This is a genomic window from Kibdelosporangium philippinense (genome assembly GCF_021390435.2).
In the GTDB taxonomy this organism is placed as follows: Bacteria; Actinomycetota; Actinomycetes; order Mycobacteriales; family Pseudonocardiaceae; genus Kibdelosporangium; species Kibdelosporangium philippinense.
In genome coordinates this window covers 1,911,639-1,923,855 of sequence record NZ_JAJVCN010000002.1, presented here as the reverse complement: position 1 = coordinate 1,923,855, position 12,217 = coordinate 1,911,639, and the positions used below count along the sequence as shown (strand labels likewise).

The 12,217-nt window shown below is 61.2% G+C and carries 14 protein-coding genes and 1 pseudogene; 8 read left to right on the top strand and 7 right to left on the bottom strand.

Annotated features, from left to right (window positions below; translation table 11 throughout):
- Window positions 1-165: 165 nt before the first annotated feature.
- The 4 genes from LWC34_RS27710 to LWC34_RS27695 form a co-directional block, all read right to left on the bottom strand.
- Window positions 166-453, bottom strand: a complete 288-nt coding sequence (locus LWC34_RS27710; RefSeq protein ID WP_233728047.1) for a hypothetical protein — start codon at window positions 451-453, stop codon at window positions 166-168.
- A 100-nt stretch (window positions 454-553) separates the two neighbouring features.
- Window positions 554-997 carry a recombinase family protein gene (locus LWC34_RS27705; protein ID WP_233728046.1) on the bottom strand — a complete coding sequence of 148 codons (444 nt, stop codon included), beginning with the start codon at window positions 995-997 and terminating at the stop codon, window positions 554-556.
- A gap of 5 nt (window positions 998-1,002) precedes the next feature.
- Window positions 1,003-1,245, bottom strand: a complete 243-nt coding sequence (locus LWC34_RS27700) for a hypothetical protein (RefSeq protein ID WP_233728045.1) — start codon at window positions 1,243-1,245, stop codon at window positions 1,003-1,005.
- Between the two features lie 168 nt (window positions 1,246-1,413).
- Window positions 1,414-2,493, bottom strand: coding sequence for an ABC transporter substrate-binding protein (locus LWC34_RS27695; protein WP_233728044.1), 1,080 nt, complete (start codon window positions 2,491-2,493; stop codon window positions 1,414-1,416).
- Between the two features lie 260 nt (window positions 2,494-2,753).
- Here LWC34_RS27695 and LWC34_RS27690 point away from each other — a divergent pair, with 260 nt between their 5' ends.
- From LWC34_RS27690 to LWC34_RS27675, 4 genes are all read left to right on the top strand, one after another.
- The gene (locus tag LWC34_RS27690; protein ID WP_233728043.1) at window positions 2,754-3,173 is read left to right on the top strand and encodes a hypothetical protein; all 420 of its coding nucleotides are present in this window, start codon (window positions 2,754-2,756) and stop codon (window positions 3,171-3,173) included.
- A gap of 1 nt (window position 3,174) precedes the next feature.
- Complete coding sequence (locus LWC34_RS27685) at window positions 3,175-3,678, top strand: DUF6879 family protein (RefSeq protein ID WP_250109453.1); 504 nt, start codon at window positions 3,175-3,177, stop codon at window positions 3,676-3,678.
- An 11-nt stretch (window positions 3,679-3,689) separates the two neighbouring features.
- On the top strand, window positions 3,690-4,577 hold the full coding sequence (locus tag LWC34_RS27680) for a helix-turn-helix domain-containing protein (protein WP_233728041.1): 888 nt from the start codon (window positions 3,690-3,692) through the stop codon (window positions 4,575-4,577).
- 457 nt (window positions 4,578-5,034) lie between these two features.
- Entirely contained in the window at window positions 5,035-6,702 is a 1,668-nt protein-coding gene (locus LWC34_RS27675) for a hypothetical protein (protein ID WP_233728040.1), read from the top strand.
- Here the strand turns inward: LWC34_RS27675 and LWC34_RS27670 are convergent.
- Window positions 6,671-7,501, bottom strand: a complete 831-nt coding sequence (locus tag LWC34_RS27670; protein WP_233722715.1) for a transposase family protein — start codon at window positions 7,499-7,501, stop codon at window positions 6,671-6,673. The two genes, LWC34_RS27675 and LWC34_RS27670, sit on opposite strands and share 32 nt — an antisense overlap.
- A 216-nt stretch (window positions 7,502-7,717) precedes the next feature.
- Here LWC34_RS27670 and LWC34_RS27665 point away from each other — a divergent pair, with 216 nt between their 5' ends.
- Window positions 7,718-8,833 carry a hypothetical protein gene (locus LWC34_RS27665; RefSeq protein ID WP_233728039.1) on the top strand — a complete coding sequence of 372 codons (1,116 nt, stop codon included), beginning with the start codon at window positions 7,718-7,720 and terminating at the stop codon, window positions 8,831-8,833.
- A gap of 489 nt (window positions 8,834-9,322) precedes the next feature.
- On the opposite strand, the gene LWC34_RS27660 is transcribed toward LWC34_RS27665, so the two are convergent.
- Window positions 9,323-10,057 (bottom strand): hypothetical protein, encoded by a 735-nt coding sequence (locus LWC34_RS27660; protein ID WP_233728038.1) that lies wholly within the window; start codon window positions 10,055-10,057, stop codon window positions 9,323-9,325.
- 162 nt (window positions 10,058-10,219) lie between these two features.
- Between LWC34_RS27660 and LWC34_RS27655 the strand changes: the two genes are divergently transcribed.
- The gene (locus tag LWC34_RS27655; RefSeq protein ID WP_233728037.1) at window positions 10,220-10,429 is read left to right on the top strand and encodes a hypothetical protein; all 210 of its coding nucleotides are present in this window, start codon (window positions 10,220-10,222) and stop codon (window positions 10,427-10,429) included.
- A 240-nt stretch (window positions 10,430-10,669) separates the two neighbouring features.
- Here the strand turns inward: LWC34_RS27655 and LWC34_RS27650 are convergent, their stop codons facing one another.
- The gene (locus LWC34_RS27650) at window positions 10,670-11,125 is read right to left on the bottom strand and encodes a nuclear transport factor 2 family protein (RefSeq protein WP_233728036.1); all 456 of its coding nucleotides are present in this window, start codon (window positions 11,123-11,125) and stop codon (window positions 10,670-10,672) included.
- A gap of 74 nt (window positions 11,126-11,199) precedes the next feature.
- On the opposite strand from LWC34_RS27650, the pseudogene LWC34_RS27645 reads away from it, so the two are divergent.
- Both LWC34_RS27645 and LWC34_RS27640 read left to right on the top strand, forming a co-directional pair.
- A pseudogene (locus LWC34_RS27645) lies at window positions 11,200-11,674 on the top strand (NUDIX hydrolase).
- Complete coding sequence (locus LWC34_RS27640) at window positions 11,629-12,213, top strand: GNAT family N-acetyltransferase (RefSeq protein WP_372496591.1); 585 nt, start codon at window positions 11,629-11,631, stop codon at window positions 12,211-12,213. The pseudogene LWC34_RS27645 and the gene LWC34_RS27640 overlap by 46 nt, the downstream one beginning before the upstream one ends.
- Window positions 12,214-12,217 lie beyond the last annotated feature (4 nt).

The window sequence follows — 12,217 nt, the reverse complement described above, 5'->3', positions numbered from 1 at the left end:
CCTTTCTGGTCGCTTCAAAACCAGCGGAGGCTCCGGGCCGCGCCGCCCGGAGCCTCCGTATTCACTTACTCGCCGCCATAGCCGCCGTCGTTGGTCTCGCCAGAGTCGCCGACTGCGCCGTCCGACAGGTTGAACTCGGTCCGGTTCTGCACCACCGGCACCGGCTCAACTGTCACCACTGGGGGCATGATTTCCATGACTGCTTTCACCTCCCTTGCTGGTCTCGTCGCTTTCGTGCAGGGCTGGGGGAAGCAGCACCTGCTGGCGTGCGGCCTGCTGCCGCAGCGCATGTCCGAGCGCTACCAGCTCGTCGCCCAACTCGGCCGTCTGCGCCGGCCAGATGACCGCCTGAAAGTTCTGGTCCATCGAGCCGAGCACCCCAAGCACAAAGGTCTCTAAGTTGCTGCGGACGAAGCTCAAGGCCGCGACGAGTTCGAGTTCTTGGTCGTCCATTACCGGCTCCGCGGCGGGCCGATGAGTGCCAGTACCGCTGCCACGAGCCCGCCAGCTGCGGTCGGGACAACGAGCGCCTCACCGAACTGCGCGAGCAGCGTCAACACGGCGCATCATCCTGCTCGGTGTCCGCGCCGTGGTCCTCACGTGCGGCGGACGGTGGACCGAGTGCCGTGACCTCGTCGACGCAGACCAATTGCACGCCGGTGCGCTGGATCTGCCGCTTCAGCACCGAAAGCGTGTCGTCATGACTCGACAGATGACTGCGGGCAGGCACCACGACGCCGTGAGAGCCGACCAGCTTGCAGACATCCACGAGCGAGGCAAACCCCGGTCGGGCCAGGGTTGTATCGTCCACGCCCCAGTCGGTGAACACCGTGCCGAGCATGTAGCCGTAGGTGCGGCAAAAGGCCATCAGGTCGGCCTTGAGGGCTGCCGCCCGGTCGGTGTCCCCGCGTATTACCCGCACGTAGCCGTACACCACGCGGGGTGGCAGCGCCGACGGTTCGCGGGGCGGAGAAGGTAGGTGCGGGTCCGTAGACATTGGCGTTAGAACCCTTCGCGCAGCCGGTAGGCGAGCCGCAGGTGGTCACAGGGCCAGTCGACGCTGCACCGCACGCACCACTGTCGTCCCACTGCCCGTGTCGGCGTGTGCAAGAGGAAGGCCAACACCACAAGGCCATACAGCTGCGCCGGTTCCGGTAGTGGCGCATCGTTGTGGATGGCTGGGGCTATGCCCGCGCGCCAGCCCGCCGCCTCTGCGCGCGGCTCCGGGCTGTCATCGTCGGGCATGTCTCCGAATCCCGTGGGATGCAAGGTAATCACGTTGCCGCTACGTGGTCGGTCACTGATGCGGACACCCATCGTTTCGTCACCTGCTTGTGTTTTGCTGGGGGATGAACCGACGCCGCACCTCCCCGAGCGAACGCCACTTCTTGATTGCGGGATAAGGGAATCGGCTCAGTTGCCAGCCGGAACCGGCGACGACGTCCACGTCAGCGGCGGCAGCACCATCGCATGCATGTCGAGGCGCGCGGGGGTCTCGCCGTACTTGGCAAGCAAGTCAGCCACCCGCTGCAACCGCACCGGGTCCGCCGTCGTGGGGAAGTTCGGCACGGTCATGAGCTTGGCAATGCCGTCCTTGACGCCCAGGTTCTTGACCGCGCTCTGCTCCAGCACGTTGCGGTCCGCCATATCGGCCACGCCCCGCGCCAGCGCCCGCCGGAAGGCTTCGACCGTCTTCGGGTTCTCGCTCGCGAACTTCTCCGTGGCAAACCAGCCCGACCAGGGGAATGCAGCTGTCGGCCCGGTGAAGGGGTCGAGCAGCTTCACCGCCCCCTGTTGCTTGGCCTCTTCGAGCGGTGGCTGCGCGATTACGGCCGCTGCGATGTCGCCGCGCTTCAAAGCGGCGGGCATGTCGCCGATGGGCATGCTGATGAAGTTCTCGTGCGGCATCGTGATACCCAGCTGCGTCAGCTGGTCGATCATCACGAGCTCTGAGATGCCGCGTTTCGACGACACCGCGATCTTCTTGCCCACCAGCTGATGCGGGTCAGTAACCGGCCCACCCGCTTGCACCACCGCCACGATCAGGTCGGGGGTGGTTTCTACTGCGTCAGCCACCACCTTGAGCTTCGCGATCCCCTTGGCGTGCGCAATCAAGGGCTGCGGATACGAGGTCAGCCCGATCTCCAGCTCGCCGGCTATCAGGCGGTCGACGCTATCCGAGCCCTTGGCCATGGTGGACAGCTCGATGGTCAGGCCTTCGGCTTTAAAGTAGCCGTTGTCAATCGCCTGGTGCAGCGGCAACGCGTCGACCAACGCCAGCCGCCCTACCCGGATGGTGCTTTTCTCCAAGCCGGTCGGGCTCGGCGCATCACGGTCCGCCGACGCGCCGCGCAGGAGGCCGCAACCGCTCGTGGGCAGGACTGCCGCCATACCCAGCACAAGCAGGCGGCGTGCCACCCGGTACCGACGGCCGGTTCTCCTTGCGGTGCCGGGGTTTCCTGCGCTCCTTGGCGTGGTGCCGCCCGTGTCCATACGTCGTCCTTATCCGGAAGTGTGGTCGGGAGTGGATGCCGGTGGGCGGCTCTTGAAGGGGTGTTTGTCCCCGCACGGGGCATGCGAAGACGCGGCTAGAACCGCTCACCGGCGGCGACCCGCTGCCCGCACGTCGGGGGAGGCACCGGGCCGGTTACTGCCCGTCAAGTGGCAGTGACGGCGACGGTACGACCATCCGCTGCTCCGGCTCCAGGACTTTGCTACAGTTTGCTCGATAAGTTTCCCGTTACCAGGATCTGTTGACGCACAACCGCTCGTCGCGGCACCATCGAGAACCGGAAGAAAACCGACGCAAACTGTTCGCGAAGGGGTCAGTCATGCGGCTAACGTTCCTCGGCAAAGAAACGCAGGGTGGCGGCTCGCCTACCCTGTTCGCCACTGACCGTGGCACCTACGTGGTGCAGGGCTGGAAGGTGGCCGGGCAATCCGACGACAACATCGAAATTCCCCAGCGCCTGCTGGCCCACCTCGAACCCCACACCTACCTCGGCGCAACGCTCAGCGACTCGGGGCGCGGCACCTTCTTCCTCTCCGGTGCACCCGTCACCGACGCCGAGGCACTGTCCCGGATGGACATTCCTGGTCACGAGGCGAGCGTAGAAGTTCCAAAGCACAAGGAGGTTTGGTTCGGTGAACCTGCTACAGGGCGAGGCGTTTGACGTGCTGTTCCGAACCTTCGAGCGTGAGGCGTTCCATCTGGAGGTTCAGGACTCCTACCACACCCCGGAAGAGTCCGGGCCGTTCCAGCTCTTCCTCAGCGGCCAACCGGACGACCTTGCGTGGCACAAGCCGTGGCTTGACCTGATTCGGGAGGTGACCACGAGCGGCAAGCGCGTCACGCGGGCCCGCGTCGTCACCGTCCCGCACGGCGACTACACCCGCTGGGGCCTCACCGTCGCCGAGCACAACATCGCCGCCGGGGAAGACATCCGCTGGTTGCCGCGCCACCTGATTGATGCGGCCGACCTCACCACCGACGACTATTGGCTGTTCGATAATGAGCGCGTGGTCTTCACGATCTTCGAGCCCGGCGGACAGTTCGCGGGCGGCGCGCTCACCACCGACCCGGTCATCGTGGCGCACTGCCGGGCCGTGCGGGACCGGGTGTGGGAGCGGGCCATCCCGCACCAGCAGTATCGCGCCAGCGACCACGTCACGGCCTAAGTCAGGGTGCAGTGACCAGCTCGGTTCATCAGGCGCGCGAAGCCCTCGGCCAGCGGCTGCGTGACCTGCGCAAAAATGCCGGTTTGTCCGGCGTGGGCCTCGCCGCCCGCGCCGGCTGGACCAACAGTTCCAAGGTGTCGAAGATCGAGCACGGCAAGCAGACGCCGTCCGAAGACGACATCCGCGCCTGGTGCCAGCACACCGGCGCTGCCGAGCAGATACCCGACCTCATCGCCACCGTCCGCAACATCGAAGCGATGTACGTGGAGTGGCGGCGCATGCTGGAAGTCGGTACTCGTCGCCGCCAACACGCCTCCAAGACCATCGAGGCCGAAACCCAGCTCATGCGCTGGTTCGAGCCCGTGCTCGTCCCCGGTCTCCTCCACACCGCCGCCTACGCGCGGGCCGTCATGCGCCGGGTCATCGACTTCTACCGCATCCCGGACGACCTCGAGGCGGGCGTCGCCGCCCGCATGGAGCGCCAGCAAATCCTCTACCGGGGCACCCAGCGTTTCCACTTCGTCATCGCCCACCAGGCGCTGCTCACCACCGTGGGCTCCACCGAGGTCATGATTGGCCAGCTCGACCGGCTGCTCGCCGTCACCTCACTGACCCGCGTCACCTTTGGGATTCTGCCCACCGATGCTGAGTACCGCGTGCCCACCAACCAGTTCATCATGTTCGATGACCGGCTCGTCAACGTCGAAACCATCTCCGCCGAGCTGGCCGTCAGCCAACCGCGGGAAATCGCGCTGTATGGTCGGGCGTTCAACGAGCTGGCGCAGCAGGCGGTGTATGGGCAGGCGGCCCGTGGGCTCATCTCTCGGGCGCTGGAGAAACGCCGCGCCGGGCAGGCGGCTGAGGAAGAAGCTGCACCGTTGCCGAAGCCTGAGGCCTAGGATCACCGCTGGCGCAGTTCTGAGCGAACCTCTAGGCGTATTCGACGGGGACCGCATACACGGACGAGTCCGTCCAAAGTCCACCACGTATACGACTGAGCAGTCGCCTTCCAACACGAAATAGCTGACGGTCGCCTTCAGTAACGCGGCCATATCACCTGAACGGGTGCACATTGGGCCAAATGCTTGCCGCGACGACTGCAGGGCGTAACGTTGTCGGCCACGTAGTCGATGCTCGATGTAGCACGTGCCGTACAGGAAGGTGATCATTTGGCGACACCAGGGCGTAGTTGACGGTAAACTTCACTTCCCGAAGAATGGTAAAATACAGCCGGTAAGTGGTTGTAGATGTGCGCCCTATTTTCGCTCAGATCGTACTAAGTAATGACACTAACCGTTTGCATGTGGTCGAAAGCCTGATTGTGCGCGCATCTTGCGCGCGGCGAAGAGGTACACTGTGAAGCGTTTTCCGGGCGGCTCGATATGGCGAAAATGGGACCTGCACGTTCACCCGCCTGGGACTAAGCTCAGTGATGGATACGGCAGTCCGCCCAACTGGGACGAGTTCTGCCGAATTCTCGAGGAATCCGATGTTGCGGTCTTTGGGATTACGGACTACTTCTCAGCGGACGCATTCTATACCTTCAAAAAGGAGCACAAACATCGGTATCCCGAATCGACCAAAGTGTTCATGCCAAACGTTGAGCTTAGGCTGAACGAGGCAGTCAATCGCGGCAATGAGATAGTTAACATTCACATTCTTTTTCGCCCGGACGCCGATGAAGGCGATATTCGGAAGTTCCTCGGTGAGCTTAAAACGCAGGTTACCGATCAGCGCGATCGAAACCTTAAATGCTCAGAGCTTATTACTACACAGCATTTCAAAGAGGCCACCGTTACCCGCGATGATATCGCAAAGGCTATAGAGGGTACTTTCGGAAGAAAAGCTGTTAGGTCCGATCATATTTTGATCATCGTGCCAGCGAATAACGATGGTATCCGGGCGCAAAACGGTATCGCCAGGAAGGCCAACATCGCTGATCAGATCGACAAGCTAGCGGACGCACTCTTTGGCAATTCCAAGTCGACAACGCATTTCCTCAAAACGGACCGGTTCGAAGACAAAAGACAGCGTTCTGCCCCGAAGCCGGTATTTAGCGGATGTGACGCCCATAGCTTTGAAGATCTGAACAACTGGCTAGGCAAGCATATAAATCGGCCTGGTAGCTACAAGGAGGTAACTTGGATAAAGGCCGACCCAACGTTTGAAGGTCTTCAGCAGACGCTGGTTGAGCCCGAACATCGTGTCAAAATCCAGTCAAGCAAGCCAGACGCAAAGCAACCCTATCAATATATCTCGAAGGTTCGATTTCAGGGGACAAATGATTTTCCTGACGAAATTACCTTCAATCCTAATCTTGTTTCAATCATCGGAGCGCGCTCGTCAGGAAAATCTGCGCTAATTGCTTATATTGCGCACGCCGTAGATCCTGACTATACGATCAATCAGCAGGTTGCGGCATCGCTGATCGACGACAAGAAGCGTATGGGTCCTGCTGCCGGTAAGAACTGGGATGCAGTCAGGCATATCGAATGTTCAGTCGAGTGGGGTGATACCGACGCTAAGACTGGAAAAGTAATTTACATACCTCAAAACTCGTTGTACGCCATTAGCGAGCGTCCAGAGCATATTACCGCGAAAATCCAACCTTCACTCTACCGACTAGACCCTTCTTTCGCGGCTGCACATCGACGAACTCTAGCTGATCTCCGCGCTTGTAACGCAACTATCCGTGAAGCGGTCACTGGATGGTTTGAACTCACAACCGAGCTGCAAGCCGCTCAAGCAGCGCTACGAAACCTTGGCGACAAGCATGGCGTTATCAATACCCGTGACCGGCTCGTAGCCAAGATCAAAGTTGTGCGTAGCGCCTCGACACTAACTGAGTTTGAAGTGTCTGCCTACGAGAAACTAGTCGAGGACCTTGCGTCTCATGACACTCGCATCAGAATAATTCAAGGTGAGTCTCGGCAACTTGAGCCCTATCTCATGCTCGATGACGGCAAGTATATTGAGGTGATCTCAGCGACTTTCACGCGATCTTGCCGTGTTCGAAATGCGTGAGGACAAGGGCGGCTTTGACGATGTCGCCGATCTTGCTGGGGCTGGCGGTGAGATGCCGCAGGCTGCGCCAGCGTCCGGTGAGCAGGGCGAAACCACGTTCGCCCAGACACCGCAGGCCACGCAGCAGAGCGTTGCGTGTGCGGGTGTCCACGTCGAGGACCTGGCCATCGGCAGGCTGTTTGACCGGGGTGTGCACGCCGATGCCGGCACCGTCGTAGCCGCCATCGGCCAGCGTCGGCAGATCAAGGTGCGAGGCGGCCCAGTACAGCGCACCCAGCACATGCTCGCGCGCCACGGTCAAGTCATGGAGTGAACCGGGCTCGACATCCGAGACCCACCACGGAAAACCGTCCGGCGCGCACAGCGCTTGGATGTTGCCGCCGTGCTCGCGGGCTTTGCCGGAGTACCACAGGTCGATCGGCTCGCCTTTCACGCTCAACGTTTTCTCGCTACAGCGATCGGCGGAGAAGACCTTTCCATCGAGGATCACGTAGGCCGTGCCCTCATCCTTGGCCCGCTGCAGGGCCTCATGCAGGTCCGGCGCCTGCTCGGCGAGCACGATGACGACCTCATCCAAGTAGCGGTAGCCGGTGGCGCGGGAGATGCCGTGATCGCGAGCCAGGGCGGGGACGTCGGTGTTCTGCCGGAACCAGCGCAGGCCCAGCACCGCGTGGCGAAAGCAGGTCAACGCCCTGCTGTTCTTGCGGGTGCCGCGTCGGCGGCGTTCGGCGTGCAGCAGCCGGCTGAGGTAGAGGGCCAGTTCACGCGGGACATCGAGCATGGCACGATACGCAATCACGGGGAGCCTTCTGGTCCGGACTTGATCTTCGCAATCCAGTTCTACCAAGGGCTCCCCGCCCATCTTTCCCCGGGTCTCACCACTCCCCAGCACATCGACCAGCGCTCGTCCGAGCAGCTTCGCGGCTCAACAAACGAACCAGAATCTTGGTGAGATTACCTCATTGTACGCGAAAACGTAAGCGTCGATATCCAGATATCGCCACCATTGACGGAGTTGCCTGGAAACCTGCGGGAGAAAGCTGCCGACTTAGTTCTGCAAAGCCATAGCGCGCTTACTAATCAGGTTAAGCAGCAGATAGTTGATTATCAGCGCGGACTAGACCAGGAGAAGCTAGCGCACGAAGAAGATTCTAAGACCCTTCGTGAGCAGAACAAATCTTTGATTGAGAAAAACAAAGCTAACACAGAACTCGATTCACTTCTGCAAGACCAAAAAAAGCAAGAAGATTTGCTGTTGGCAATTTCAACAAGCGAAGAGCGCATAACAAAGCTAGAGGAAGAACAGAGTGCGCGAACAGAGGTAATCGTGGAGGAGCTAGCCAAGCGAGCGCAATGCATCAAAGACTTGCAAGCCGCTTTTGAGAGCGCAATGACCGAATTTGATGATGGTATCTCGTTCGGACTTGAAGCAGAGCTGACCGAAGATACCTTGAAGGCAGTGTCTCAGCAGCTGAACCTCCGCGATACGAGTATTTATGTGAGCCGAGAGAAACAAACCGTCCAAGTAGATACCGTTCAGGAACTTCCGGCTCAATTCCTGCAAAGCCTTGCGTCGGGCAGTCAAAAAGTAAAACAGGGCGCGAACTTGTCAAACCTGGCTGGGGACATCCTTACTGCGACGCCAGAAATTCGATTTTTTGCCATGCTTGACGATGATCGCATCGGGGGTTTTAGGCGGTCGTCTATGACGCCAGGCAAACAGGCCCTATTCGCTCTTACATTGATTCTGGACGAAAGCGAAGAGGCTTGGCCCTTGCTTATTGATCAGCCAGAAGACGATCTGGATAGTAGATCGATCTATGATCACATTGTCCCTTACTTGGTTAAAAGAAAGACAGAGCGACAAATCCTCATGGTGAGTCACAACGCTAACCTCGTGGTCGGTGCTGACTCGGAGCAAATCATCGTCGCCAACCGGAACGGTGACGACCGAAGGAATCGAGACGGTCGCACATTCGACTATCTGTGCGGGTCGCTGGAACACAGCTCCCGAAAGACAGAGAATGGACAATATGTACTGGAGTCGTGCGGCATTCGCGAGCACACGTGCGAGATACTCGACGGCGGAGCGGAAGCATTTCAAAAACGTCGTGACAAGTACAAACTATGAGGAACAACAGCTAACCTGTCTGTGCAGGTTACCAACTGGCTGAAGGCCAATGTTTAACGCCCGGACAATGCCCCATCGTGTTGTCAGGCTGGTGGGTGTCTAGACCAGAGGGACCTGCAGATTGTCGGAGAGTCCTACTCTCGCGGCTCTGTCAGCTCCCGTTCTTCCCAAGGAACCGCTCACGGCTTAGCCATACGTTCTGGTGTTCCTGGTTGACGAACTTGCGCCCCATGAAAACCTCTTGCCCGCACCTGCACTGGCACAGAGAACATGCTCGTGTAGGCTTCGGGACCGGTAGTTTAAGATCAAGTAACGTTCGTACCTTTTGGGTGAATTGACCGTTCGAAAGGTGCTCCGTCAGGACTACGGAATTCGGGGTGACTCGGCTCGCCGGGTCACCCCGTCATCATCTTGGGGGCCGAGGCCCCCATAGTGCGAGCTCCTGCCGAACCAGCGTTGTCGCGGCTCGCAATGTCGACAGGGGGTTGTTCAGGACGTCTTCACATAGGGCTGAATGAACTCCAGGACGGCTTCCTTCGGGTCTGGGTACTCGTCGGTCTGATCTCCGAAGGCGATCAGGGGGCACTCCGTCTCTTTCAGGTCGATCGTCTTCGTTGCCACCTGCTCGCCGGTTTTCGCCGCGTACAGCGTCACTTCGAAGGTCGCGTTGTGCAGGGTCAGGACCTGGCCGGTGTCCTTGCCGTCCTTCTTGTAGCCGTCGCACTTCTTGCCGACCGTGTCTTTGGTCCGCTTCGCGCACACCACCAACTGGATCTCGGCGAGCGTGTTCTGGCCGTCCTTCCACTGACGGGTGAAGCCTTCCGGAACGTCCAGCTTGCTCAGGCGGCTCGCGTCCGACCGGGTCGACAGCGGCGAGAAGCCAAGCACCGGGTGGATTCCGCTCTGCGTCTTGTCGTACGCCGCCGCGCCCGCCTGCGGAGCGCCCGAGCAGAGGCCCTCGAAGTCGTTCTCGAACAGCACCTTGTCCTTTGTGGCCTCTTGGGCCACGCCTCCTGAGCCCGAACCGGAGGCGGGCGCGCCGCTCGTGGACGAGTTGCACGCGGACAGGCCCAAAACTGCGACCAGGAGTGGAGCGATCACACGAACGTGGGACAGCACAGGACGGCGCTTGACATGCATCGCGGTGCGACTCCTCAGGGATCCGATGAGCAGCGACGACCGCTGCGACAACGTGGTGAGCAGTGCCAGTCTGCACAGCGGCATTGCAATTCCGTTGCAGCCGGAGCAACTCTCCAGTTCGGACTCACGCCGACATATTCGTGATCTCTAATTCGCTTTTGGACACTCCGTATTCGTTTACCTATCAGCAAAAGCGGCCCGATCGGGCGACTTGTGCGACACGCGAGGGCGCGCAAGGGTCAACGCATGACCTTTCGAGACCTGACTATCCGAGTACTCGGTGATTTCACCAACCGGCAATATGCCAGTCTGGCCTACGAGATCAGCCTGCGCCTCGACGCCGCGGGCCTCGGCAAGCGGGCCATCCTGATGACCGACGGCAAGATCTCCGGCACCGAAATGGACATGGCATACATCTTGCGCGACACCGGCTCCGCCGACACCGCGGCGAATTGATTCGATCTTTCCGGCATGCCCGACTGTCCATTATCGACAGCCAAAAATCCCATCACCCCGCCCGAATGCGTGCCGCGCTGCACGGGCGACAGTACTGCGGTTCTGGCCACCCCTTACGAAACCTGGCGCGCTATTCGCGTTGCCTGTCGCCATACCCCGGGCCCGCCGCTCGGACCGGACTGACCACGAGCAGCGTGCCGTCGCGCGTGTCACTGTGGACGGACAGGATGGATTCCGGTGTCAGCCAGCCAGCTGATCGCCCCAGCCGCCTTGGACCATCGTCTGGAAGAACCACTTGCCGTCCCGCTTGACCAGTACGTCGGCGTACCGGACCCGCTGGCTCATTCCAAGGGTCGTGAAGGTCGCGTCGCTGATCACGAGGACGAGTTGCCTGGTGAGGAAGATCGGCGTGCGGCGTGACTCCATCTTCATCTTCACTTCGCCCGGCTCCCCCATGACCTGGGACATGCCCTCGACGAACTGCTGGCGCGTTTGCTGAGCCGCGCCGCCGTCGCCGGACTCGTCGCTGTCGCTGACGACGTTGAGCGGGAACATCGCCATGTCCGCCATCCGCTCGACGTCCGCGTTCGTCGCGTGGCCGTCGTACTCGGCGAACCACGCTTCGACGCTGGCGATGTCCTCCGCCGTCGGCTCGAAGGCACCGCTGGCGACGACAGCTGCTGGAAGTTCGGTCATTCCCCTGCCTTTCATTCGTACCGTACAGTGTACCGTATGACGTACGGCAGGGTAGGCCGTAGCATTCTGGCGCGATGACCGACCGGCATATCGTGGATGTCCACCTGCTTCTTGTCCGAGACGGCGAGCTGCTGCTCAGCCGCCGCCGTGACCCGCTGCCCCAGTTCGACGGCCAGTGGCATCTGCCGTCCGGCAAGCTCGACGCGGGCGAGTCCGTGCTCGACGCGGCCGTGCGTGAGGCCGAGGAGGAGGTCGGTGTGCGGATCGAGCCCGGCGACCTCAGACACGTCCACACGTCGCACGCGACTGGCTATGGGATCGAGCCACGGGTCGGGTTGTTCTTCGAGACGTTCCGCTGGGTCGGCGAACCGGTCAACCGGGAGCCGTCGAAGTGCTCCGAACTCGGCTGGTTCGGCCTCGACGACCTACCGGCCGACATGATCGAGTACCCCCGCGGCAGGCATCAGGGCGTACCGGGCCAATGAGTCGTTCAGCCTGCTCGGATGGCAGAAAATCGGAGGTGGCCGCGTTCCCGCGCCACCACAATGAGCCACGTGACACAGCTGCGAATGGCCCACACAGCCGACCTGGACGCGTCAGCTCTAGCCGCAGCCCGAGCGCTCATGGCAACCGCGTTCGACGGTGAGTTCTCTGACGACGATTGGGACCACGCCCTCGGCGGCATGCACGCTCTGCTGTGGGATGGCGAGGACCTGATCGCGCACGGCGCCGTCGGGCAGCGAAGGCTGATCATCGACGGCCGTCCGCTGCGAGCAGGCTACGTGGAAGCGATGGCCGTCCATCCGGACCACCAACGCCGCGGCCATGGCGGAGCGATCATGGCCGCGCTCGAACGGATCGTCCGCGGCGGTTTCGACCTCGGCGCGTTGAGCACGAGCGAGGAAGGCCAAGGGCTCTACGAAGCGCGCGGGTGGCAACTGTGGAAGGGCCCGTCGGCCGTCCTCGCACCCGGTGGGATCGAGCGGACCGAGGACGACGACGGCAGCATCTACGTCCTGCCGGTGGCCGTTTCCCTGGACCTGTCGGGCGAGATCGTGTGCGACTGGCGCCCCGGCGACGTCTGGTGAGCAC